Consider the following 26,103-nt stretch of genomic DNA (forward strand, 5'->3'; position numbering starts at 1 on the left):
AGCTAGCAATGAAGACGGAGACGGAAATCGCCACTCCGAATCACAAGTCAGTCCCCTTCCGCAAATCAGCGTCAAGGCTGCTCCGCATCGTATATGCACAGCGATATCTGCAGGTCATGGCCTTGCTGGGCGTCGCGTGGATGATTGTTTTTCACTATGTCCCGATGTATGGGATCCTCATTGCCTTTAAGGATTTCAATATTGTAAAACCCATATCGGCAGCACCCTGGGCGGGGCTTGAGCATTTCAAGGCTTTTCTGGAAGATGATAATTTGGCCAGTGTCATTAAAAATACCGTCGGAATGAGTGTTCTCAAGCTCGTCATTGGCTTTCCGCTTCCCATCGTGTTCGCATTATTTCTGAATGAACTCCGTTCTATCCGTTTCAAGAAGCTCGTTCAAACCATATCCTATTTACCCCACTTCTTATCTTGGGTTATTCTCGGTGGCATACTGGCCACATGGCTAGCTGACGTGGGCTTGGTCAATAAAGTCCTCTTAGCGCTCAATATCATCCAAGAGCCTATCAGCTACTTGGCAGAGCCCTCGTATTTCTGGAGTATTATCATCACCTCGGATATCTGGAAGGAGCTTGGCTGGTCGGCGATTATCTATCTCGCAGCGATGTCCGGCGTATCCCCGGATATGTATGAGGCGGCAACGATCGATGGAGCAGGGCGTTTTCAGAAAATGTTCTATGTGACCCTTCCATCCATCAAAGGAACCATCACGATCCTGTTCATACTCTCAGTAAGCGGCATTTTAAACTCTAATTTTGACCAAATTCTCGTGCTCAAAAACCAACTAAATGCCAGCGCCAGCAACGTGATTGATGTGTATGTGTATGAGGTAGGTCTTCGTCAAAGTCGCTTTTCCTATGCAACGGCGGTGGGCTTAATTAAGTCGCTCATTTCACTCATCCTGCTGCTTTCGGCGAACTTTATCACCAAGCGGCTCAACAACACATCGTTATTTTAAAATCAGAATGCTTCTATGCTAGGAGGTGAGCCAACGATGCTTTCCCTGAATCGCAGAACCTACAAAGAGGCTGCATTCGATCATTTCAATTTTATATTCATGCTAGTCATCTGCTTCGTAACCATCTACCCGATCTGGTATGTACTCGTCAATTCCTTCAATGAAGGGAATGATGCCATGCGAGGAGGAATTTACTGGTGGCCACGGGTGTTTAGCATCGACAGTTATAGGGCTGTTTTTGCGAATAATGGCATCATGCTGGCGATGGGGGTAACCGTAGCGAAAACACTGATAGGCACCGTGGTCCACGTGCTATTTACTGCGATGGTCGCCTATGCATTTTCCCGCAAAGAGCTAATCGGCCGCAACGTCTACATGCTGATCGGTACGGTAACCTTATTTTTCAGCGGAGGCTTAATTCCGTATTACTTGTTAATTCGAGATTTGGGGATGCTCGACAGCTTCCTGGTATATATCATTCCGGCGATGTTCAGCTTTTTTGATCTGATTATTTTCTTATCCTTCTTCCGAGAAATCCCGGATGCCTTGGAGGAAGCGGCCAAGATTGATGGCGCGAATGATTTCAAAATCTTTTATCAAATCATCTTGCCAGTGTCCATGCCTGTTGTCGCTACGATTGCCCTCTTTCATGGCGTTTATCAATGGAATGATTACTTTACCGGAATGATTTATATTAACAAAAGCGAACTTCAACCGATCCAGACGTATCTCTATCGGGTCGTTGCGCAGTCCAGCTCCAATCAAATGATGGCTGCAACGACGGGAAGTGTAGCGAAGACGGTATCGTCTCAGTCGATTAAACTCGCAACGATGGTTGTAACCACATTGCCGATTGTGTTGGTATATCCGTTTTTACAGAAGTATTTTGTAAAAGGTTTTATGATTGGCTCAATAAAAGGCTAATTAGGTTCATCTTCACGTGACACAGGTGGCCAGCTCTGTTAATCGAACAGAGATTACACATAATGAATCCGAAAAGGGGAAACGCCAATGAGGAAACCACGCAAAACGCTAACGACCTTGCTTGCTTTATTTACAGCTTTTTCAATAACTGCTTGTACCACCGATAAAGAGACCAACACCAGCACTGCAAGTCCTGATGCGGCCAAACCTGCTGAAACTGCTGCAGCACAATCCGCTGCACCTGTGGCGAATGCGAATGATCCCGGTTGGAAATCCGATACAAAGCCGATTACGTTCGATTGGTACCTTAATTTTTCATGGTTTCCTAATAAATGGGGCGTTGATGCCACTTCGCAATACATAACCAAGAAAACCGGTGTGAATATCAACTTTATCGTCCCTGCGGGCAATGAGAATGAGAAGTTGAATACGATGATTGCTTCCGGGAAGCTGCCTGATTTTATCACGTTGGGCTGGTATGAAGATGCCGTGAAGAAAATGATCGAAGGCAATATGGTACTTCCGCTGAATGAGCTTGCCAAACAGTATGATCCTTATTTCATTAAGGTAGCTGACCCGGCTAAGACATCGTGGTACACGCAGAAAGACGGCAATTTCTACGGCTATCCGAACGCTTCTTCATCCTCTGAGGACTATAAGAAATACGGCCAAAACTTCGTATCTAACCAAACGTTCCTTGTGCGCAAAGATATGTATGAGGCAATCGGCAAGCCGGACATGAGAACACAAGAAGGGTTTCTGAACGCGCTTAAGGCTGCGAAAGAGAAGTTCCCTGATGTGAACGGTCAGCCGCTAATTCCGCTAGGTTTGCATGAGTTCGGAGACTTAGGGAATAGTTCATTGCTTGATGCTGGTCAAAATGGTTCCATGCTGCAGAATTTCTTAGCGATTCCGTATGAAAAAGATAATAAGCTCTACGATCGTTCCACAGATCCAGAGTTCGTGAGCTGGCTGAAAACGTTCCGTAAAGCCAATGAAATGGGCTTGCTAGCTAAAGATATTTTTATCGACAAGCGTCCTCAAATGGAAGAAAAGATCGCGCAAGGCCGCTATTTTGCCATGTTGTATCAACGTTCTGACTTAGCGAACCAAAATATTTCCCTGTACCAAAAAGATCCGAACAAAGTCTACATCGCCGTAGATGGTCCAGCGAATGCTGCGAAAAGCGCACCGACGCTAGCAGGTCCTGGTATCTCAGGTTGGACAGTAACCTTGATTTCCAAAGATGTGAAGGATAAAGCAAGAGCGATTAAATTCTTGAGCTACCTCATTAGTGAGGAAGGCAACAAGGATCTGTACCTAGGTGAAAAAGGCGTAAGCTATGACACCATCAATGGCAAGGATCAATTTAAGCCGGAAGTACTGGATCTAATGAATAAAGACCGAGCTGCTTTTGATAAAAAATACGGCTCGTCCTACACCTTCTGGATGCTCATGGATACGAACATGAATTTGCAGTGGGCACCGCCTAGCGTAGAACCAATTAAACAACCGGAAGAGTGGACGAAAGGTAAGTCGAAGAGCTTCTCGCAGTACGACAACATTGTACCAACAGGGACATCGGAAGAGGGAATTGCCAATACGAAAATCGCCCAGGCGTGGGGCAAAACGCTTCCGAAGCTGCTTTTAGCCAAGACGGATACCGAATTCGATCAACTGTTTGATAAATACCAAAAGGATCGCCAGGCAGCTGGATTGGATAAAGTGAAAGCTTACCAACAAAAAGAATTTGAATCCAACACGAAGAAGATTGCCGCATCCGCCAAGTAATCTTATAAGATGACCTGAGAACCCGAATCTATCGGGTTTTCGGGTTTTTCGCTGCAAATAGTTCCCTCATGCGGTGTATTTTAGTTTAGAATAAGAGAACTACCGAATAGAAAGACGGGATATGAGACCATGGGATTCATGCTGGGCAAAGGGAGAATGCGGATTACGCAGATAACGAACCGGGTTTCGATTCAAACGAAACTAATCGGTGCTTATATCATCATCATTTTGATTCCCATTATATTGATTTCTTGGTATTTATTTAATGAGTTTTACCAAAATACGATTCAAGACACCGTGAATAATAATCAATACGCGTTAGAGAGCGAGAAGGCGAGTATTCTCAACAATATTGAGGCGATGGGGCGTGCCGCTCAGTTTTCGATCACAGACAGAGAGGTTATTCAATATCTGCATAGCGCTCATGAGCTTGAAGTGTCTGAACTCGTTGATTTTAATATGAATACGTTTTCAAATTTGCAGCGCCTCCTGTTTAACAACCCGAATATCGCCAATGTGCGCTTGTTTACAGATAATCCGAATACGGAAGAGATTTGGCCCATTTTTTTAAAAGAGAGTCGAATTGCCGATCGATCCTGGTACAAGGACGTGCTTGCGCGTAAGGGCGAGGCTCGTTGGGAAATTTTGCAGAATGAGAAAGATATTATGAATCGGTACAACACGGATAATGAAGCTAGCTGGACGTATGTATCCTTGTTGAAAGAAATTTATTATCCCAAGGACACACGCGTTGCCATTCTTGAGGTTGATATGCTGATGGAAAAGTTTTTTCAGAAGCTGTTTAGTTCGATTCAGGATGGTCAGTCACATATGCTCGTGATGGATCGACATGGTGGGATGTTCACGGGGAATGGCGATGCGTTTTTTAAAAGCATGAACATGGAGCAGCTGCGCCAAGCGTGGAACGCCAACTCCCATCCGGAGGGTTCTAATTTCACAGTAAACATCGGGGATACGCCGTACCTGATCTTAGCGACGGCCATCGAGAATCTGGATGCTTATTTGTTAAATGTGGTGTCTTTAAAAGAACCCGTGACGCAAATCCATCATACCCGCAATCTATTTATCGCTGCAGCGGTTGTGTTAATTGCGCTCCTGTCAGCGATTACGTATTTCTTACAAGGGTTAATTCTGAAAAAATTGCATATCTTACGAGACTCCATGAAAAAGGTGCGTAGAGGCGATCTCAACGTGCAAATTGATATGGATGCTGGCGGAGAAGTAGGCGAGCTTGCCCACCATTTCCGGCAAATGATGAAGAAGATGAATGAGCTCATCGTGGAGGCTGTGAACAAGCAAGCGGCGACGAAAGAGGCGGAACTGAGTTCGCTGAAGAATCAGATCGATGCCCATTTCCTCTACAACACGTTGGAAAATTTGAAAATGATGGCCGAAGTCGAAGCGCAATATACGATTTCGAATGCGTTGACGTCGCTTGGCGCGATGATGCGGTACAGCCTCAAGTGGTCCAGTGATCAGGTTCAACTGCGCCATGAAATCCAGCATATCCAGAACTATATTGCCATTATGAACATCCGCTATGATGATAAATTAGAGCTGAAACTGGATATCCCTAGCAGTTATCTCGATCAGGAAGTGTTGAAAATGTCGTTGCAACCCCTTGTAGAGAATGCAGTAAAGCACGGCATGAATATCGACAGGGCTAGACGCGAAGGTGTCACGATCTGGATACGTGCGAGCCAGAATGTGGATGGGATGCTCATCGAGGTTGGCGATAACGGCGCAGGCATGTCAGCGCATCAGCTAGAGGAGCTTCATGAGAAGATGCATATGGAGGACGCTTATTTTCATAACAAATATGGAAATAGGCCTGAGCGTGAGCAGGAAGGCAATGGCATCGGAATGCGCAATGTGACGCAACGAATCAAAATGTACTACGGGAACGAGTATGGGATTTGGGTCGAGAGTACGGAGGGGACGTATACCAAAGTATTCATGAAGCTGCCCTATTTGATATTATCTGGAGGAATGTCTACGAATGAGAAACATACTTATCGTTGACGATGAGAAAAATATCCGACTCGGCTTGAAAGCCATGATTGCCCGTGAATTTCCGGAAGCCTATACGTTCGAGTTTGCTGGGGATGGCGAAGAAGCTCTGCAACGCTTGCAGAGTGCCACGGTAGACATTGTCATTACGGATATACGTATGCCTGTAATGGATGGAATTACGCTGATTAATCGTATACAGGAAATGGTTCTGAAGCCTGCGGTTATTATTTTAAGCGGACACGATGACTTCCCTTATGCGAAGGAAGCGATTCGCTGTGAGGTGAAGGAATATCTCTTGAAGCCGATTATTCGGGATGAGCTGTTTAGCGCTCTAGTTCGTTTGGACAATGATCTGAAGCTGAAAGAGCAAATCTCCGAGCAATTGAGCAGTTCCTTGCAGCAGAAGGAAGCTTTCAAGGAGAGCCAGTTGAGCTATCTGCTGAGGCATTCCCATTTGGATGGGGAGACCATGCGGAGCAAGCTGGGGCAGATTGATATGGCTTGGGTGGAGGCAGGGTTTCAACTCGGCGTACTTCACTATCGGGGAACGATACCGGGGATGAAGCATTCCGAATTTCTCGTTCGTATCCAGGATGAGCTTGCCCAAGTGCCAGACCACTGCCGTGAGCGTCATGCAATCGTGCTGGATAAAGAAAACCAGCTAGTGCTCATCACTGAGCAGAGTGAATTGTTTGCGTATTTGACGGAGCGGATTACTGGGGCGGGATATTTCATGTACAGCATGGGGGTAAGCGACTACACCCGTGGAGCGGAGCGATTGCAGCCTGCGTATACGGAAGCTCTAGAGGCGTTGAAGTATACGTTCTTGCAGTCGGGCCCAGGCAGTGTTAGTTATGATACTATTTGTCACAAAAATAAGGACTTCACTGTGCCTATTGCTACGATCCAAAGAATTGCGAATATGCTCGGTACGGACCGGAATAAGGAAATGTCCGCGCTGCTATTGGAAATACTGGACATGAAAACCGTTGCTCAGTTCGATATCGCATATGTAGAGGCAGTGAGCAAAGCTTTGAATGAGCTTGTTTTTGATAAAGTATTTCATGTGTATGGCGGAGAGTCTGTGGAGATCCTGCGGCTGTTCAAAAAGGTTGGGGATATCTCGAATTTTTATTATTTCTCCGATTATTTTCATAGTGTCGAGGGTCTGTTGGATCGACTCAATGCGTATGTGCGTACAATGAAGACGTTCCATATCGACCACAAAGAGATGAAGAAAGCCACACAATACATACAGGAGAACTTTGATAAAGATTTGAATATGGCCATGGTTTCGAATCATGTGTCCTTCAATTACTCCTATTTCAGTCAGGCCTTCAAGGAGTATACGGGCGAAAGCTTCGTTCATTATCTGAAAAGACTGCGTATTGAGCGTGCACGCGAGCTGCTTGCAACGACAGACTTCAAGGTTTACGAAATCAGCGAGCGGGCTGGCTTCGAGAATGTGAAACATTTTAGCCGCGTGTTCAAAGAGATGGAGGGCGTTAGCCCACAGGAATATCGGGAATTGCGAGAAGTGATCAGCTGAACGTAAGAGAGGCCGTCTTGAAGTAGATTAAACTACTTCAGGACGGCCTTATTTGTTAGGAAACTAGCCAAGCAACTGAGCAAGGGGACACGAACTTAAGTCAGTCCGATTAATCCCAACTCCACACTAACCCGAATCAAAGCCCAATGCGAACCCAGCCAAGCCCAAGCAAGCCCAAGCAAGCCCAAGCAAGCCCAAGCAAGCCCAAGCAAGCCCAAGCAAGCCCAAGCAAGCCCAAGCAAGCCCAAGCAAGCCCAAGCAAGCCCAAGCAAGCCAACTAAGCCAACTAAGCCCAACCAAGCCAACCCAACCCAACCCAAGCCAAGCCAACCCAACCCAACCCAACCCAACCCAACCCAACCCAACCCAACCCAACCCAACCCAACCCAACCCAACCAATTCAACCAAGCCCAATCAAGCCCAACCAAGCCAACAAGCCAACCAATTCAACCAACCAAACCAAGCCCAACCAAGCCAAGCCAACTAAGCCCAACCAATTCAACTAAGCCAACTAAGCCAACCAAGCCCAACCAAGCCAGCCAAGCCCAACCCCCCTCCCCCAAAAAATTGGGGCCAGGGGAAGTGCTGGAGGGATCGTAGATGCGCTATTTGGCCGAAATTGACCGAAATTTACTCCGAGGGGAACGTAGATGCTCTATTTGTTCGATTTTCATCATATTTGCCGATTTTCGGTCAAATAAGACACTCACGTTCCCTTCGACGTCCATTAGGCTCATTTCCTCGATAATAGTGTCCTCTCGTTCCCTCTCTCTCCTGGTGAGTAGCCATCTGGACTACGGCATGCGCAAGCCGCGGGAGCTTTCGAGCAGCGCGTACCACTCTTCGCGCGTCATGGTGTCCGCGATGCGAACTGCATCTTCACAAGCGACGATACGCTTAGCGGAGGAAGTGCCGATGACCGGCTGAATACGTGCCGGATGCTTCATGAGCCAGCCAAGTACGATGGCTTCTGGCGTTGTTTCTTTCTCAGTCGCTAGCTTCTGAACAAGCGCGGCCGTTTTCTTGACCGTGTCAGGCGCATCTTCAATATCGCTGCCGGAGAACTTACCTTTGGCAAGTGGGCCCCATGCCTGAATTTGCACATCGTTCATTTGGCAATATTCAAGGATGCCATCGGCGAAATTAACGCTGGATCCTACCTTCTGGTTTACCAGAATGCCTTGCTCGATCCAGTCTAAACGTGCCAAACTCAGCTCTAATTGGTTCACGACTAGTGGCTCTGGCAGTGAGTTTTGAATAAAGCGCATTTGCGCGGAGGTCATGTTGGACACGCCGAAGTGGCGAACTTTCCCCGATGAGCGCAGCGTATTAAAAGCTTCTGCGATTTCTTCAGGCTCCATGAGCGGATCTGGACGGTGAAGCAGCAGGATATCAATGTGCTCAACGCCAAGACGACCGAGAATCCCATCGACGGAGCTTAGGATATGATTTTTGCTAAAATCAAAACGCTGTGGATACTGATCATCTTGGAAGCGTATCCCGCATTTCGATTGCAAAATGATTTGGTCGCGCAAATCAGGTCTATTTTTGAGAACCTGACCGAAAACGGTCTCAGAGTTCCCTCTTTTATAAATGTCAGCATGATCGAACATCGTAATTCCAATTGATAATGCAGCTTCTACAGCTTTTTCGGCGGTGATGTAATCTTCCTTCGTTAATGGATTGCCGGCCCAATCTCCGCCTAATCCCATACATCCGAACACGATTCGGCTATTCGAAATACCGCGTCTTTCCAGTGGCATGATTTTCACTATGATGGCCTCCTAGCTATAATTTCTAAGCCTAGTATAACGCCTGAGAAAGATTGGCATAAGAGCTGAAAATACTGTTACTTACTTACCTCAACGTAAGCAATGACCCTTGTGCTTGTCTTCACACTTGACCTTATACGAGTAATCAGTTAAATTGTACGCAAACGGCTAGTTCTGGAAGAAGAGAGGATCGGCTAACAATGATCATTGGGGTCGGAACGGATTTAATTGAAATCGAGCGGATAGGCAAAATGCTGGAGAGCTCTTCAGGCGATCGATTTATGGAGCGGATTTTAACACCTGCGGAGCGGGATTTGGCGCAGAAGCGCCGTGGAAGACTCGCGGAATTTGTATCGGGCCGATTTGCAGCGAAGGAAGCGATTGTGAAAGCGATCGGCTGCGGAATTGGCAAGCAGATTGGTTTTCAAGATCTAGAAGTGCTGCCGGATACGCTGGGTAAACCAGTTTGCACCGTGAAAGATGCGGCTTTGCTGCGAGCGGGCCTTCCCAGCAGTTATCGTATCCATATCAGCATCACGCATACAGGATCGATGGCATCTGCCTATGCCATTGTGGAGCAATTATAAGACGCGAAGAAACCTGAGAATCGACTCAGGTTTCTTTGTTGTACCAAGGTTTTCTTTGCCTCTTTTATGAAAGTTGGTATTTTTTTTTGAAGATAGCAAAAAAAGTTGAACGCGTGGAGCTTTGTTCATATACGCCCAGCTTGGTGCTGGCTAGTATTGTAGTAGTGAGAAAGGGGGGGATTATTGAAAGCGATTTCAATATTATTGAGAATCGGCCTGAGATTTTCTATGCCAAAATGATGGAAGGGATGATCGAAAGTTGAGCGGATGGATGAAAGCTAGAAGTTTGGCAATAGGCATGATATTCGTAATGGTTGCAAGCCTGATTAATGTTGGGCTTTTGGGTTCTCGTGTGGCTGAAGCGGCAACGACATGGCCCTCGTCGGTGTTAACCGGCCTCAACATGCCGTTCGGGCCGGCAGATTCGCTTGTGACGACGCAGAATCCACCTGATTTCAAATGGCCGGCGATTCCGGGAGCGGACGGTTATGATTTGCAGGTTAGCCGCAGCGCGACGGTATCGGATGTTGTCTATGAGAATTCGACGTTATCGGATAATTTTTACAACTTTCCTCACGTTTTCGATGCCGGGACCTGGTACTGGCGGGTAAGGTTCCATAAACCAGCCGATGGCTGGTCGGTATGGAGCGACGTTCGAAAGTTCCGCATTGAGGAGCAAAACGTTCCGTTCGCCGTGCCATCAATCGATCAGATTATGGCTAATTTACCCGCTCAGCATCCGCGTATATGGACAACCTCGGAGACACTTGCAGATTTTCGCAGCCTTTCACAGACGGTAGGGAAGTCGGTCTACGAGACGAAGTTGGCTTCGGTGACGGCCAATCTGAATAACCCGCTCCCTGCTGAACCGACGTTCCCTTATCCGGCCTCACATCCTCGCGATAGTGATTTCGTTGCTGCGCAGAGTGTGCTGAAGACCTACACCGATGGCCCTCTAACGCAAATGATGGATACCGCTTTTATCTATTTAATTACGGGTTCCCCGCAATTTGGACAGAAGGCCAAGGATCGGCTTCTCAATATCGCTTCTTGGAACCCAAGCGGAGCAACGAGTTATGTCATTCAAGATCAGGTGCATCGCTCTATTGCACTGAACGCTGCCATCGCTTACGACTGGTTATACCCACTGCTTTCTCCAACGGAGAAACAGCAGGTTCAAGCTATGGTAACCACCCGTACGACGACGATGGTGAACGATGTTGTTATTGCACATCCTATACAAAAGAATCCTTATGACTCGCACGGGTGGTCTGCCTTTGGCTACATTGGAATTATCGCGACTGCGATGCTTCACGATGTCGCAGATGCCGAACAATGGTACCGTCAGATCGTCCCAGCTTATATCAATATTATGCCGCCTTGGGGAGGCGAAGATGGCGGATGGGCGCAAGGGACAGGATATTGGCAGTGGTCAGCCTTTATCGGTCAAGAGTTCATGGATGTTCTTCTTGCTTCTACCGGTATCAACTTATACGACAAAGGATATACCCGGAATGAAGGCATGTATCCTCTCTATGCTTTTCCAAATGGCAGCCCTAAGGGGATATTCGGGGACGATAGCGAGTTTTCACCAGGTAAACCAAGCGTTACCATGTACAACCGCCTTTCTCAGATGAATGGCGATCCACGGCTCAAATGGGCAGCTGAAGCGATTGGTACAGGACCGGATAGTCAGTTGAACAATTACTTCTATGGCGACAGCAGTCTGGCTGCCATGCCGCCTGTGAACTTGCCGGATGCCAGATGGTTTCAGGATGTCGGATTAGTTGCGATGCATTCCAAGCTGTATGATCCGGATCGCGTCTCCTTCTACTTCAAATCGAGCCCATATGGCAGCTTCAATCATAGTCATGCCGATCAGAACAGCTTTGTTCTTAACGCCTTCGGCGAGTCGCTTGCCATTGAGAGCGGTTATTACGATTACTACGGCAGCAATCATGATTTAAATTATGCGAAGCAAACCTTATCTTCAAACGCCATTACGTACGATGGGAAACAAGGGCAGCCTATCGGTAATATTGAGGCAGATGGACGCATATACGGTTTTGTTACGCATCCCGATTTTGATGCCGCCAGCGGCGATGCATCGGCGGCCTATCCGGGAGTCTTGACCAAGGCGGGGCGGCAGGTGATTTATGTCAGGCCGAACATGTTCGTCGTCATTGATAAGCTGCAGTCCGCGAATCCGGCGGGCAACGAATTCGAATGGAGACTGCATGCTGAGGATAATCTTGAGCTAGATGCCGATCATGCCGGTGCGACGATCTTGAAGGGAGAAGCAGGACTCAAAGTTCGTTTCCAGTCTCCTTCAAATCTGCGCACGGAAAACGAGGATCGGTTTATTGGCATCAACGGAACCGATCTGCAACCTGGTGGGAAGTACGCTTCCGAGCAGCAAATGCATGCGGCATTCATTACGCCAAAGATGAATGCTACGACATTTGTTGCTACCATGGAAGCTTATAAGAGGAATTCGACGCCTCAGAACGTCGTATCGGAAGACCACGGCAGTTACATGAAGCTGACTTTCGCAGACGGTTCGATTGTTTATATCCGTATGGTAGCAAGCGGAGAAATTGATACGGGAAGCATGCAATTCGAGGGAACGGCTGTCGCTCTGAAAGGCAGTACTGTGATGCTTGTCGACGGGACAAAAGTCGTCAAGAACGGCGTTACGTTAATCGAAAGCGATCTCCCCACCACGATCGTGTACGGCGGTGACCGCTTGTCGGTATCGAGTCCGTCGGATTCGCAATTCTCTATCAACGCGCCTGGCATCGCCCGTTTGCGTGAGGGGGGAAGTGGAACGGACATTCCACGAGGCGGCTCTATCGCTGAAGGCATGGGTATGCACGGGGTGCAATGGGATACGGATGGAACCAGGCTAACCGTTCATGTAGAGAAGGGGCAACGCGCCTTCAAGTTGAACAATGCACCTGTGCCGCAAGCGCTTGCCAACGTAACGCTGCAGACGGTCATCGACGGTGCTGCGAACACGGTGACGCTGCAAGCGCACAGTGATATGGAAGGACAGTCCGTTGCTTGGGGGAAATTGATCAATGAAGCAGGGCTCTATGAGGTCATAGAAGCGCCTTCCGGTTTGTTGTTCGAGAAGCATGGGCGGCTGCACAGCTTGTATCTCGAAGAGAACGCAAACGTCATTATGCGTGGCTCAACAGGGACGCTGAAGCTGAAGCGGGTAGGAAACGACAATCTGACGAATACGGTGCTATGGAACAATCCGGATGAGGTGCGTTCGAACCTGAGCCTCATATGGCAGGAGGCCGAAGCCTTTACCTCTTCGGGCGGCAAAGGTTTTACGAAATATTCGACCCGGCCGTTCTTATCCGGTGGGGTAGGCTTAGGAAACTGGGATCAGAAAGGGCAGTGGGCGAAGTGGACGTTCACAGTCCCGAAAGCAGGCAAATACGATCTCGTTCTGAAGTACGTAGCAGGTTGGGATTTGCCAACGGGCACACTTACAGGTCGACAGATTATGATCGGTAACCAACCTTATTATGTCGAGGCGCCGACAACCGTCGATTGGGGGACGGTCCCCGAAGCCTGGAAAGGACTGCGGATCCAAACGGGGCAGCAACTGCCGGCAGGCCCGATCGACATTACGATGTGGAGTGCTGGCGGCGCAATGAACTTGGACTGGATTGGCCTGATCGAGGAGAAGGATGACGAGGAGCTGCCAACAGTGCCTGGCAATCCGCAGTTAGTTTCTCACACGGAGACTTCCGCAACGGTCAGTTGGTCCGCTTCGACCGACAATGTCGCGGTGAAGGAATACGCGTTGTATGTGAACGGCGTGCAGAAAATGGCCGTTCCGAGCGGTACACTCTCAGCGACGATTACAGGACTTAGTGCTGGGAAGACATACGTGATTACCGCCAGAGCCGTGGATACGAGCGATAATCGTTCTCCAGAAGCCGTAGCTGTGACCGTTACGACTCAGGATTCTACGGCTCCTTCATGGGGGGGATCGAGCGCCGTCCGGGACGTGCATTTGTTCCCAGGCGCAGCAAGACTGGAATGGGACTCCGCAACGGATAACTCGGGAATGGTTGCTTCTTATTCGATCTATCGTAAGGACGCTACCCAATCTTCTTTCGTAATAGCAGGGACGGTGACAGGTAGCACATATGGTTACGATGTGACCAACCTGCAGGCGGGAGGCACCTATACGTTCCAAGTGCAGGCCACGGATGCCAACGGCAACGCATCGGCTGGTGGCCCGAGCTTGACCGTAACGCTGCCTGCGGCTAGCAGCGAGTACTATGAGTCGTTCGACGAGCGGACGACAGGCAGTATGGTGACAGCCGGCAACTGGACGGTGACGACAGTCGGCGGAACAACGGCAGCGATCGTGCCGACGCCGAATGCAAGCGGGAATGCGCTGCAGGTGACGGATAGTTACGCTCCGACGGACGACGACTATACGGAGGGCCCGGTTATCACCAGAACGAATACGGCGCTAAGAGGAAAGGTGACATTCGAAACGAAATTCATGTTTAACCGCTTGAATCACGACATCGGCAACTTCGAGATCAAACTGCGCGGCTCTGGAACAGATGTTGTGCGATTCAATAGTTTCTCGGACGGTACATTTGGTTATTGGAAGGTGGTCAACGGCACACTCACGGCCTTCAAAATTCCGAAGTCCTCCGCTTTCACTGTGCCTCGCGATCAGTGGCTCACGCTCCGCATCGATCTCGATACCATCACCAAAACGTATGACATCACGATGCAAGCCGATGCTTTCAAATACTACGTTGGCGTGGTGGACGCTCCCGGCACGATGGATCGAATGCTTGGCGTCTATCAGATCAGCGGAATTCCGTTCTACAATAACGCAACTGCGACGGAAATCGACACCTTCCGGTTCAGCACGAATCGGTATACGAGCAAATTCTTGTTAGACTATGTGTCGTTGTACGAAACCACGGTCGATAGGACGCCTCCTTCCTGGACGGGATCGAGTGATATCCAGGCGGTGCATTTGTTCCCAAGCGCAGCCAAACTGGCATGGGAGCCCGCAACAGATGAGTCCGGTGTTGCCTTGTACTCGATCTACCGTAAGGATGCAACTCAATCGTCTTTCGTGAATACGGGGACGGTGAGCAGCAGTACTTATGGCGATGCCACAGGGCTGCAGCCGGGAGGGACCTATACGTTCCAGGTTAGAGCGAAGGATGCCAAGGGCAACGAATCGGCCGATGGCCCGACTTTGACGGTGACGTTGCCTGCCGCAAGTAGTAACGGTGAGTACTATGAGTCTTTCGACGACCGAACGGCAGGCAACATGACGACAGGAGGCAACTGGACCGTGTCGACAACTGGCGGAACAGCGGTAGCGATCGTGCCTGCGCCGAATGCAAGCGGCAATGTGCTGCAGGTGACGGATAGTTACGCCCCGACGAACGACGACTATACGGAGAGTCCGGTTATCACGAGAACGAATTCAATGTTGAGCGGAAAGGTATCATTCGAAACCAAGTTCATGTTCAGCCGGTTGAATCACGACGTCGGCAACTTCGAGATCAAACTGCGAGGCGCTGGGACAGATGTTGTGCGGTTCAACAGTTTCTCAGACGGTACATTCGGCTATTGGAAGGTTGTCAACGGCACCCTTACGGCATTTAAAATTCCAAAGTCCCTCGGATTCGTCGTACCACGCGACCAGTGGCTCACACTCCGCATAGATCTCGATACGGTTGCGAAAACGTATGATATTATGTTCCAAGCTGACGCTTTCAAAAGCTATGCTGGAACAGTCGACGCTCCCGGCACGATGGATCGAACGCTCGGTGTCTATCAGATCAGCGGAATTCCGTTCTACAATAACGCTACCACAACGGGAATCGATACCTTCCGATTCAGTACGAACCGATATACGAGCACATTCTTGATAGATTACTTGTCCTTGTACAATTAGCATGAATGGATAATTCAGGATGTCAGGGCTGTCCCCGAAGTCTTTCTTATTCGGGGACAGCTCAATTATTGGAAGAATTTAGGAAGGCAATTTACACGAATCATCCGATTTGTTAAGATAAATTAATACCATGAACTATTAAAACAACGACATTTATGAGAAAAGGGAGGGGGAGGTTATGAACAATATTCACCCGATCCTTTTCATCAGAAACATATCTCATTCTCTTTTTATACGGCTAATTGCCGGATTTCTATGCATCGTTATCATCCTCGTTTCACTCACGTTCTATGCCATCTCCATTTCCAAAGAGAACGTCAGACAGGAAGTCGTCAAATACAATACGCTTATGCTGAGCAATGCCAGGGACAGCTACGAAAAGCATTTGGATCTGATCCGCAAGCAGATGGTGCTGTTTTTTTTCAGTGAAGAAGTACAGCTCATGGCCAAAAAAACGAACTACGTCAATTTATCCCTCATTCAGAAAAGCATTACAACCTGGACAACCAATCCCTATCTCTTTATCGATAATATACTGTTTTATTCGAAGCGTGATGAGCTTGTTCTGGAGAAAAGCACGAGCACGAACGCCGATCTGATGTTCAACGTGTTTTACCGAAGCAACGAGTATCCGATTGAATTTTGGAGGCAGCAATTTACGGAGTCAGATTCGAGTCGGGTTTTACCAGCCGTCAATATAAGCAATTATATGTTCCGGGATCGTCCGCAACTGTTGGGCAAATTCATACCTATCGTAATTAAGAATCAGGAAAACTTGGATTTCTACATGGTTGTCTTTCTCGATGCCGCCAAAATGTACAAGGCTTTCCATCAAGGGATTAACGATTTTATGATATACGACAGCGCCGGTATCACGATATTTAAGAGCGTCAATGAGGAGTCATTCAACGATTTCAAGGATTGGCAGAAAAAAGGGAACGCTTTCATTCAAGATGAGAAATATCACTTCCAGACAGTGGGAGATGGCACCGGATTTACGTATGTTGACCGCGTTCCCGTCGACCAGATTGCCAATCAAACGCGGTTGAATGTGACGCTTGTCGTCATGATTGTGACTGCGATCACGCTGAGTGTCCTTTTCTCGTTCTTGTTCGCGGCACGCATCAACAACCCGTTGAAGAAAGTGATCGATTCGATTCGCCAAATGAATGACAATGTGCCGTTCCGTTCGAGTATCAAGGAGTTTAATATTATTAGCGATAATATTCAGGATAATCAACTGATCTTGAAGCAATTTTCGTTCATCAACCGAGTAAAGGCGATTCGAAATCAGAATCCCGACACGTTGAAGCAGGAATTCGTCAACAAGCCGTTTGTGCTCATCCTTTTTCAAATTCACGAAATGAGCGATGTGGACAACGTGCAAGCCGCTTTACTCCAGAACTGGCTGTACTATTGCAAAATATATATAGAAAGCCAGATCAAGCCTGCATTCGCTGATTCGCTTACCTTTCAAATTGAGCGCAATCAAATTTTGAGCCTCGTATACAGCGAACAATCAGCTGAAGTGCTTGAACTGCTCGTCCAAATCAAAGACGTGTTCAATCACGACAAGGAGCATGCGCTTGTGACCATGGCGCTTACGCCGGTTTACTCGGATTTGGCTCAATTGACAAAAGCGTACGCAGAAGCACAGGAGCTGGTAGGAGAACGCCTGCTTAGCAACGAGTCGCAAATCATTCAAAAACGTATCACACAAGTAGCAATCGGGTTCTCGGCGGATCAAGACAAAGCTTTCGCGATCCATTTGAAGGAAGGTAACACTTCACAGCTGCTTGAACTTATGGAACGAGTGTTTGGCAAATGGAAAGGCAAGGAACTGCCTGCCGCAGCTATGATGCGGTTTGCCGATTCGATGATCGGCAAAATCCGGAACACGATGCTTCCGAATCATCTCGATCCAGACAGGTTGGAGTCGATTCTCAGCAAAGCGGTTGAACGCATTCAGCGCTGTTCCACAGTACCGGAATTGGAACGCCTAATGCTCGAATGGGTGACACAGACGGCTGATGCGGTTCATGAGAAGAAGCAAGAGAAGTATCCTATTACGTCAATGGCTATTGATTACATCAATGAGCATTTGGCAGAGGAGATTTACCTCGACGTACTCGCAGATAAATTAAAGATGAGCAGTAGCTATTTATCGACGTATTTCAAGGCGAAGACGGGTAAGAACATCGTTGATTATATTAATGAAACCCGCATCGATAAAGCGACGGTGCTCTTAGCCGATAACCAGATGAAGATTCATGCTGTGTCGAAAGCTGTTGGATACCAGAACGTTGCATCGTTCAACCGCATGTTCAAGAAATATACGGGCGTCACGCCAAGCGAGTATCGGAAGAGGAACGAGATGTCTTCCTAAGAAAACGGATCTGCCATACGAGGATGGCGAGATCCGTTTTCTTTTTGATCAAGCGTGGCTTCGCGCGGAATATAAACGTTTTTATTAAACTGATATTATTTTTGGAAAACCGAAAAGTAATTGCAGACGAATGAGAACCGTTCATTTACCAGTTATCTTGGATGTCCTATGATAGCGTTGTCGGATAAGTTCAGGTAAATGAGAGCGCATTCATTATCTTGTATTGTTGGGGCATATCCATATTAAGAATTGAAAAAGGGACGGTGTATTTGAATTGAGACGAAACAGTAACGGTAAGTACTATGCAATAACAGTCATCCTTACATCCGCTTTAATCACAGGTTGTTCTAGCAATGGCAACGAAACGAATGGTTCATCTTCTTCGCCCAAGCCGAGCGCATCAGCAAGTACAGCTACGACCAAACCACTTGAAGCGGGAAGTTTCCGTATGTTGACGGAGCTCTCTCCTGGCTGGCCTGCCAAGCCGGATTGGCCTATATGGAAATGGGTAAAAGAAAAAACGAATATTACGGTCAAGCAGGAGACGCAGACGGGACCGGAATCGCTGGCACTTGCGATTGCATCAGGTGATATGCCCGACGTGTTCGCGCTTTATGTGGGCGATGCGCAGAAGTATGGACCACAGGGGGCATTCCTTGATTTGTCCAAGCATCTGGACAAGATGCCGAACGTCAAGACGTTCTTGGCCGCTCATCCCGATGTCGCCCAAAGGATGACGTCGCCTGGGGGAGAAATGTATCAGTTAATTAACGACGGCGCAGGTGCGGGCAACCAGATGGTTTGGTTTTATCGGAATGATATTCTACAGAAGAATTCACTCCAGGAACCTAAAACGTGGGATGAACTGTACGATACGGCGAAGAAGCTGAAACAGGTTTATCCGGACAGCTATCCATTTGTCTTCCGTCACGGTTTGGGTACGCTCAATACGTTTGGGCCGGCATTCGGCGTGTATCCAGGAATTTATGAAGACCAGGCTAGCGGTAAGATCAAGTATGGGGCGACTGATCCGAACTTCAAGAAAATGATCGAATACTTAAATAAATTCCATAAGGAAGGTCTCATACCACCGGATTGGCTTACGATGGACTACAAGGCTTGGACGCAGTTCATCACGACGAATAAGTCATTTATGACGGTTCAATTTATCGGACAGATCGAAACAATGAATACACAGTTTAAGAACGGGGAGCATTTGAAATTCATGGCACCGCCAATCGGAGCCGGGGGCAAACCGTACCTCCCAAGAGGGAACTATGAAACGCTCGGATTTTCTGTTTCGTCCAAAACCAAAAACCTAGACGCGGTTCTCCGCTATCTTGATTTTACGTACTCCAAGGAAGGGACGGACGTTCTCAGCTGGGGGAAAGAAGGGGAGTCTTATACGGTCGATAATGGTAAAAGAAAAATAACCCCAACCATCAAAGAGGCTAACGAACTCCGCAAAGAAACGGGTATTATGACGGCGGGCACTTACGGTCAATTCGATTACAGTGCTGTCACGTCGATGAGCAATGAAAATGAAAAATACTCCTACGCAGAGGCGGCGAAGTATCAATTCCCGGTCACCAACGTCCTGCCAGCCTTGACCTCAGATGAAAAAAGCGCAATTATGACAACCGAAGAGCAAATAAACAAATATTATGAAACGTCTATCGCCAAATTCATTTTGGGCGAAACGCCGTTGACGCAATGGGATACCTTCACTAGCGAGATGAATAAGCTTGGTTTGCAGAAGATGTTGGATGCTTACCAAAAGGCATTTGATCGGGTCAAAGTGAAAAAATAGATAGAGCAGAAGAATCGAAATCGAAAGGGCCACGCATCCGATGAGTAGAGGCTGGGCCCTTTGATTTTCTCGGGAGGAGGAAAGGGATTGAAACTATCCATCTTTAGGCAGTTGAAGCGCGATCGAACCTTTATATTGCTTTTTACGCCGGTATTGGTTTATTACATCATGTTCCGATACGTTCCGATGTTCGGGATCGTCGTCTCTTTCATGGATTATAACGTGTTCAAAGGCATTACAGGAAGCCCGTGGGTCGGATTGAAGTATTATAAGTTGTTCCTCGATAACAGGGATGCATTAGTCATTATCAAGAATACGATTCTCCTTGGAGCGTTCAAGCTCTTGTTCGGTTTCCCCGCACCTATTATTCTCGCGCTGCTGATGAACGAGCTTCGAAGCTCGATATATAAACGGTTTGTACAGACGGTCAGCTACCTGCCGCATTTCCTATCCGGGGTGGTCGTTTCGAGTATGATCGTGTTGATGCTGTCACCGAGCACGGGATGGATCAACCATGCGTTGCAAGCAATGGGACTGCCGGCCATCAATTTTTTGCAAAAGGCGGAATGGTTCCGCACGATCTACGTCAGTTCGGAGATTTGGCAACAGGTCGGCTGGGGCTCTATTCTTTTTCTCGCTGCCTTAACAACCATTGATCCACAGCTGTATGAGGCGGCCAAAATGGATGGGGCAAGCAGATGGAAACAAACGTGGAACGTCACATTGCCCGGTATTGCGCCGACAATTGTGATTATGTTCATATTGCAAATTGGCCATGTGTTAGAAATCGGTTTTGAGAAAGTATTCCTGCTGTCCAATCCCGCTACATATGACACATCGGACGTCATATCGACTTATGTATACCGCGTGGGGGTGCTTCAAGGGAGCTTCAGTTATGCCACGGCCATCGACTTATTCATGGGGGTCATCGGCTTCCTGCTCGTTTATACGAGCAATCAGATTAGCCGTAGACTGGGAGAAACCAGCTTATGGTAGGGGGGAATGAACATATGCATAAGCGAATTCGTTACTTTGACTGGGTTAACGTTCTTCTGATGGGAATACTCGTGTGCTCGATGCTGTTTCCCTTCATTCATATGGCAGCCGTTTCCATGAGTGCATCGGATTACGTCATTCGCAATGAAATTACACTGTGGCCAAAAGGCATTAATTTCGATGCCTATAGATCCGTACTGCAAGATAAACGCATCCTGATCGGATATAAAAACACGCTTATTTACGTAGTGCTCGGAACGACGTTATCGTTGGTATTTACGATGATAGGTGCATATGCCTTGTCAAGAAAGGGTCTCGTATTCGGAAAAACACTCATGTTGCTCGTCGTATTCACCATGTTGTTCACCGGCGGTTTGATTCCGACGTATCTCACGATGCGCAGCTATGGCTTGCTCGATACCATTTGGGCGATGGTGCTGCCTGGGCTCGTATCCTCTTGGTATTTGATCGTCATGCGTACGTTTTTCCAAGGTATTCCACGCGAACTCGAGGAATCCGGCAAAATCGATGGATTATCAGACCTTGGTATCCTGCTAAGGATTGTTCTTCCCTTGTCGAAGCCAGTCCTTTTGACCATCGCACTCTTCTACGCTGTGGGCATATGGGGGAATTTCTTCTCTGCACTTATCTACTTGCGGAATCCCGATCTGTTCCCGCTCCAGGTCATTGTTCGAAACATCGTGCTGATAGGTCAAGTTGGCGATGTGACGGTAAGCTCTGCGGTCGGAGAGGCGACAATCGTGCTGGAGTCTTTAAAATATACAGTCATTCTTGTAAGTACACTGCCAATATTACTGGTCTATCCGTTTATTCAAAAGCATTTTACCCAGGGTGTGCTGGTTGGGTCGGTAAAAGGATAAATTTTTAAGCGCAATGAAGGAAGGGGGGCAACGGATGGTTGCAACATTTTGGAAGAGTAGTTTGGCAGAAATCGAAGACGCCATAGGGCAGGTGAGGCTGGGGAAGCCGAGGGTGCTTGCCACCTCTGCAGGTGGAAGGGAGATTTATGTTGTCGAATACGGGGAGAAGGATGACTTCGGTCGGAAGGCGAACTACAGTTCGGCTTGCGGCGCGGGAAATCCAGAGCATTATGCACGTAAGGGGAAGGAATCCAAACCTGTTCTGCTTTTCGTCGGAGGCGTCCATGGCGGTGAGCTGGAAGGCATCGTCGCCGTCATGAACCTTATTCGGCTGCTCGAAACAGGGGAGGACTATCGAGGGAAGCGAAATGATTATATTCGTGAGCGTGCCAGTCAATTTAGACTTCTTCTCATCCCCTGTATGAACCCGGACGGGCGAGCCAGGCTGCCGATCGATACGTTGATCGATGTGCCTTATGAGAAGTTCGTCTATTATATGCAAGGAACTTGGAAAGACGGAACGCTCTGTTCATGGCCAGACTGCAAAGCCGTTCATCCGATTAAGGACGCTTCGGATTACCTCGGCTCCTATTTTAATGATGACGGCGTCAATCTGATGCACGACAATTTCTTTGCCCCGATGGCGCGCGAGACGAGCGCATTGCTGGGTGTTGCGGACGTGGAGGCTCCAGATTTCACGGTTCAGTTTCATGGAGGTGCGAATAGCGAGATTCATCTGTATCCGATCTATTTTCTCCCGCAATACGTCTTGCAAAAGCAGCAAGCCTTCAATCTGCAGCTTGCCGATGCCTATGCAAAGAAGGGACTTCCCTTTGCCCTTACCAATCAGCTTGCGCCAGATGCAGGAACCATTTCTTCCCCACCGTTTAACCTGACATCGGCCATCCATCACGTATGTGGAGGGATGAGCCTGACATTCGAATCCAACATGGGGCTTGCTGCACCTGGAACGAAGTTGACGGCTGATGAGATATTGGATAGCCACTTCGTGCTATTTGAACAAGCGTTCCGGTTTATGCATGCCAATTAGGCATATATCATATTCTTAATTGGCATTGTACATGTTTTGTCAGAGGATGTAGGATCGAAGAAGGTAACTGAAAGGGGATCCCATTCGATGAAAGACATTCAGAGAAATATGGAGCAGCTTTTAGTCCGTATGGCCTGTGAGGGAAGAGAACGCGGAATTCAGCTTGCGGCATATTATCGCGGCGAGCTCATTGTAGATGCTTGGGCAGGCGTCGCGGACAGCCATAAGCAGGAACCTGTGAAAGCAACAACACTGTTTCCTGTGTTCTCTACAACCAAAGGAGTTGTGGCAACGGTAATCCATCTTCTTGCAGATCGCAATAAGCTAGATTATGACATGAAAATCAGTGAAATTTGGCCCGAATTTGGAGTTAACGGGAAAGAAAATGCCACGATCAGGCACGCGCTCAACCATACAACGGGAATTCCTCAGATGCCGGAAGGGATAGGGTTAGCGGATGTTGCCGATTGGGATACGATGCGTGACGGGGTAGCCAAGCTGGTTCCCCAATGGGCACCAGGGGAACACATGGAATACCATGCTATTACTTTTGGTTGGATTCTCGGGGAAATTGCCCAGCGTCTAGACGGTCGGTCGTTTGCCCGAATCATGAAGGAAGAAATTTGCGATCCACTGGGTATTGAGGATATGTACGTAGGAATCCCAGAGGATGTCGAGGCTCGTGTAGCAACCCTTGAGGAACCGGCCTATACTCAACCGAGTACAACTGCTAGTGGGTCTCAAGCGATTCCATCTTGGATCTATCCACTTCATGAATGGATGAACAGATCCGACGCCAGGAAGGCGTGCATTCCTGCAAGCAACGGAATCATGACTGCGAAAGCAATTGCGAAGCATTACGCAGCTTTATTGCCTGGCGGGGTAGATGGCATACAACTGCTTCCCCCTGCACGAATGAAAATTGCCACGGAACCTTTAAAGCTGAAGGATGAAATGCCATTGTCCATGAGCATGGGATACCACGTAGGGGCTAAGGACTCCATAATGGGCTCTCGTTCATCCATTTTTGGGCATGGGGGATACGGTGGTTCCATTGCGTTTGCGGATCCGGACAACCATCTTGCGGTTGGGCTAGTTAATAATCTCTACTCCAAAAATGGAGCTGGATTTACGATTATTCAAGAATTAAAGAAGATGCTGGGGATTTCCATCGATTAAAATTGAAACTACTGTGCCGTATAGCCGCCATCAATCACGATCGACTGGCCGGTAATTCCCCTAGCATGTTCACTCGATAAGAAAACAGCATATTCGGCAATTTCTTTCATATCGATGAGTCTGCGCTGCGGAACCAAAGGTAAAATAACTTTCTCCAAGGCATCTTCAGGAGAAATGCGATGCAAATTCGCTAGATCCGCCAATTGGTCTCTTACCAAAACCGTATCCACGTATCCGGGACATAGCGCGTTTACCGTAATTCCGTCCGCTGCCGTCTCTAATGCAACAGCTTTAGTTAAGCCGATGACGCCATGTTTCGCGCTATTGTAAGCGGCTTTTCCGGCGAACCCGACTAGTCCGTTAATGGAAGAGATATTGATAATTCTTCCGAATTGGCGCTTCTTCATGCCTGGAACGACTAACTTGGTCAAAACAAAAGGGGCTGTTAGCATGATTCGGATCATGCGTTCAAAGGTTTCGGTCGGAAAATGCTCAACCGGAGAAACAAATTGCATCCCTGCATTGTTAATAAGGATGTCGACACCTTCCCAACTAGCTTCGACGGCTTTGATCACGGAAGCGATCTCATTATCCGAAGTTACATCCATTTGAATCCCGTGGGCATCGAATCCTAACTCTCTAAGCGACTCCGACGATTGCTCCACAGAGGCTCCGTCGATATCGGTCAGTATGACCGTGGCTCCTGTTTCAGCGAAGCGTTTTCCAATTTCGAATCCGATACCTCTCGCAGCTCCTGTTAGTAGAACGACAGGTTTGTTTGGCATAGGCATGGCATGACCCCCCCTTAAGTTAATAGGCATCTAAAAGCACATTATCTGCGATCCGAAGTGGAGGCTCTGTCGCCATTACAATATCGCCGATGGTGTAATCTTTTGCGACTTCCACAAGGAGGAGTCCTTGCGGGGTAACATCAATGACTGCCCGATCCGTAATAATACGATCCACGACGGATATGCCTGTGAGAGGGAGCGTGCATTGATTCAGAATTTTCGGTTTGCCGTCTTTATTCACATGATCCATGATGACTACGACGCGTTTGGCACCATGAACCAGATCCATGGCTCCGCCCATTCCCTTGATCATCTTGCCGGGGATCATCCAATTGGCCAAATCCCCAGATTCCGATACTTCCATGCCACCGAGAATGGCGAGATCGACATGTCCGCCTCGGATCATTGCGAAGGATTCGGAACTATCGAAATACGAGGCTCCCGCAATCGCGGTTATCGTTTCTTTGCCGGCGTTGATCAGATCGGGGTCTACTTGATCTTCGCTTGGATAAGGGCCAATGCCGAGCAGACCGTTCTCTGATTGAAGTAAGACCTGTTTTTCCTTAGGTATGAAATTGGCTACCAAGGTAGGAATGCCGATGCCAAGATTGACGTAGTCTCCATGTTTAATTTCTTTCTCCGCGCGAATCGCGATTTTCTCGCGAGTAGACAACTCTGCCACTGGGCTCATCCTCCAATACTCCTGCATTTATCTTCGTGTGACTGTTAACTTCTCGATGCGTTTTTGCTGCCTGCCTACGATCAGTTGCTGAACGTATATGCCCGGCGTGTGAATTTGATCGGTATCGAGAAAGCCTCTTTCAATAAGACATTCCGTTTCCACAATCGTCGTGCGTCCTGCAGTAGCCATGATCGGGTTGAAGTTTCGAGCCGTCTTGTTGTAACTCAGATTGCCCATTTTATCCGCAACGGCAGCGCGAATCAGAGAGAAATCGGCAGTCAATGCTTCCTCTAGCAGATAGGTTTTACCGTCAAAAACACGCGTTTCTTTACGTTCTTCAATCGGTGTCCCCACACCTGCAGGGGTATAGAAAGCGGGAATACCTGCCCCACCGGCTCTGATTTTCTCCGCAAGTGTGCCTTGAGGCAGCAGTTCTACCTCGATTTCTCCAGAGAGTACTTGTCGTTCAAACTCCTTATTCTCGCCAACGTAAGAAGCCACGATCTTCTTAATCTGCTTATTACGAAGTAATAAGCCCAGTCCCCAATCATCGACTCCGCAATTATTGGAGATGACCGTTAGATTTTTTGTGCCCGTTTCGGACAGCGCTACAATCAGATTCTCTGGAATGCCCACGAGGCCGAAACCGCCGACCATCAGTGTGGCGCCATCTGGAATAGTGGTAACCGCTTCCATGAATGATGTCAGTATTTTTTTCATTTCGTATACTC

General features: G+C 48.0%; 18 protein-coding genes. 13 read left to right on the plus strand and 5 right to left on the minus strand.

What is annotated here, in order from left to right:
- Nucleotides 1-8 precede the first annotated feature (8 nt).
- From HQN88_RS26420 to HQN88_RS26440, 5 genes are all read left to right on the plus strand, one after another.
- Nucleotides 9-977 carry an ABC transporter permease gene (locus tag HQN88_RS26420; RefSeq protein ID WP_173118169.1) on the plus strand — a complete coding sequence of 323 codons (969 nt, stop codon included), beginning with the start codon at nt 9-11 and terminating at the stop codon, nt 975-977.
- 36 nt (nt 978-1,013) lie between these two features.
- Nucleotides 1,014-1,901 (plus strand): carbohydrate ABC transporter permease, encoded by an 888-nt coding sequence (locus HQN88_RS26425; protein ID WP_173118172.1) that lies wholly within the window; start codon nt 1,014-1,016, stop codon nt 1,899-1,901.
- 87 nt (nt 1,902-1,988) lie between these two features.
- Nucleotides 1,989-3,692, plus strand: a complete 1,704-nt coding sequence (locus HQN88_RS26430; RefSeq protein ID WP_173118174.1) for a type 2 periplasmic-binding domain-containing protein — start codon at nt 1,989-1,991, stop codon at nt 3,690-3,692.
- Between the two features lie 129 nt (nt 3,693-3,821).
- Nucleotides 3,822-5,735 (plus strand): cache domain-containing sensor histidine kinase, encoded by a 1,914-nt coding sequence (locus tag HQN88_RS26435; protein WP_246320471.1) that lies wholly within the window; start codon nt 3,822-3,824, stop codon nt 5,733-5,735.
- Nucleotides 5,713-7,275, plus strand: a complete 1,563-nt coding sequence (locus tag HQN88_RS26440; RefSeq protein WP_173118176.1) for a response regulator transcription factor — start codon at nt 5,713-5,715, stop codon at nt 7,273-7,275. Before HQN88_RS26435 ends, HQN88_RS26440 begins: the two co-directional genes overlap by 23 nt.
- A 95-nt stretch (nt 7,276-7,370) precedes the next feature.
- Here HQN88_RS26440 and HQN88_RS37380 read toward each other — a convergent pair whose 3' ends face one another.
- Nucleotides 7,371-7,703, minus strand: a complete 333-nt coding sequence (locus HQN88_RS37380) for a hypothetical protein (protein ID WP_216855834.1) — start codon at nt 7,701-7,703, stop codon at nt 7,371-7,373.
- 366 nt (nt 7,704-8,069) lie between these two features.
- Nucleotides 8,070-9,047: an aldo/keto reductase gene (locus HQN88_RS26450; RefSeq protein ID WP_173118178.1), complete on the minus strand. Its 978-nt coding sequence runs from the start codon at nt 9,045-9,047 to the stop codon at nt 8,070-8,072.
- Nucleotides 9,048-9,247: 200 nt separating this feature from the next.
- Between HQN88_RS26450 and acpS the strand changes: the two genes are divergently transcribed.
- From acpS to HQN88_RS26490, 8 genes are all read left to right on the plus strand, one after another.
- Nucleotides 9,248-9,634 carry a holo-ACP synthase gene (gene acpS / locus HQN88_RS26455; RefSeq protein WP_173118180.1) on the plus strand — a complete coding sequence of 129 codons (387 nt, stop codon included), beginning with the start codon at nt 9,248-9,250 and terminating at the stop codon, nt 9,632-9,634.
- Nucleotides 9,635-9,893: 259 nt separating this feature from the next.
- Complete coding sequence (locus tag HQN88_RS26460) at nt 9,894-15,596, plus strand: DUF4962 domain-containing protein (RefSeq protein WP_173118182.1); 5,703 nt, start codon at nt 9,894-9,896, stop codon at nt 15,594-15,596.
- Between the two features lie 178 nt (nt 15,597-15,774).
- Entirely contained in the window at nt 15,775-17,982 is a 2,208-nt protein-coding gene (locus HQN88_RS26465) for a helix-turn-helix domain-containing protein (protein ID WP_173118184.1), read from the plus strand.
- A 274-nt stretch (nt 17,983-18,256) separates the two neighbouring features.
- Nucleotides 18,257-19,792 (plus strand): extracellular solute-binding protein, encoded by a 1,536-nt coding sequence (locus HQN88_RS26470; protein ID WP_173118186.1) that lies wholly within the window; start codon nt 18,257-18,259, stop codon nt 19,790-19,792.
- Between the two features lie 87 nt (nt 19,793-19,879).
- On the plus strand, nt 19,880-20,788 hold the full coding sequence (locus HQN88_RS26475; protein ID WP_246302860.1) for an ABC transporter permease: 909 nt from the start codon (nt 19,880-19,882) through the stop codon (nt 20,786-20,788).
- Between the two features lie 14 nt (nt 20,789-20,802).
- On the plus strand, nt 20,803-21,669 hold the full coding sequence (locus tag HQN88_RS26480) for a carbohydrate ABC transporter permease (protein WP_173118188.1): 867 nt from the start codon (nt 20,803-20,805) through the stop codon (nt 21,667-21,669).
- Nucleotides 21,670-21,703: 34 nt separating this feature from the next.
- The gene (locus HQN88_RS26485; protein ID WP_173118190.1) at nt 21,704-22,720 is read left to right on the plus strand and encodes a M14 family zinc carboxypeptidase; all 1,017 of its coding nucleotides are present in this window, start codon (nt 21,704-21,706) and stop codon (nt 22,718-22,720) included.
- 87 nt (nt 22,721-22,807) lie between these two features.
- Complete coding sequence (locus HQN88_RS26490) at nt 22,808-23,899, plus strand: serine hydrolase domain-containing protein (protein WP_173118192.1); 1,092 nt, start codon at nt 22,808-22,810, stop codon at nt 23,897-23,899.
- Nucleotides 23,900-23,907: 8 nt separating this feature from the next.
- Here the strand turns inward: HQN88_RS26490 and HQN88_RS26495 are convergent, their stop codons facing one another.
- The 3 genes from HQN88_RS26495 to HQN88_RS26505 are packed head-to-tail and all read right to left on the minus strand — an operon-like array spanning nt 23,908 to nt 26,092.
- Nucleotides 23,908-24,684: a 3-hydroxybutyrate dehydrogenase gene (locus tag HQN88_RS26495; RefSeq protein ID WP_173118268.1), complete on the minus strand. Its 777-nt coding sequence runs from the start codon at nt 24,682-24,684 to the stop codon at nt 23,908-23,910.
- Between the two features lie 25 nt (nt 24,685-24,709).
- Nucleotides 24,710-25,381: a 3-oxoacid CoA-transferase subunit B gene (locus HQN88_RS26500; RefSeq protein WP_173118193.1), complete on the minus strand. Its 672-nt coding sequence runs from the start codon at nt 25,379-25,381 to the stop codon at nt 24,710-24,712.
- An 18-nt stretch (nt 25,382-25,399) separates the two neighbouring features.
- The gene (locus HQN88_RS26505) at nt 25,400-26,092 is read right to left on the minus strand and encodes a CoA transferase subunit A (RefSeq protein WP_173118195.1); all 693 of its coding nucleotides are present in this window, start codon (nt 26,090-26,092) and stop codon (nt 25,400-25,402) included.
- Nucleotides 26,093-26,103: the final 11 nt, after the last annotated feature.

Source organism: Paenibacillus qinlingensis (assembly GCF_013204845.1).
Lineage (GTDB): Bacteria > Bacillota > Bacilli > Paenibacillales > NBRC-103111 > Paenibacillus_E > Paenibacillus_E qinlingensis.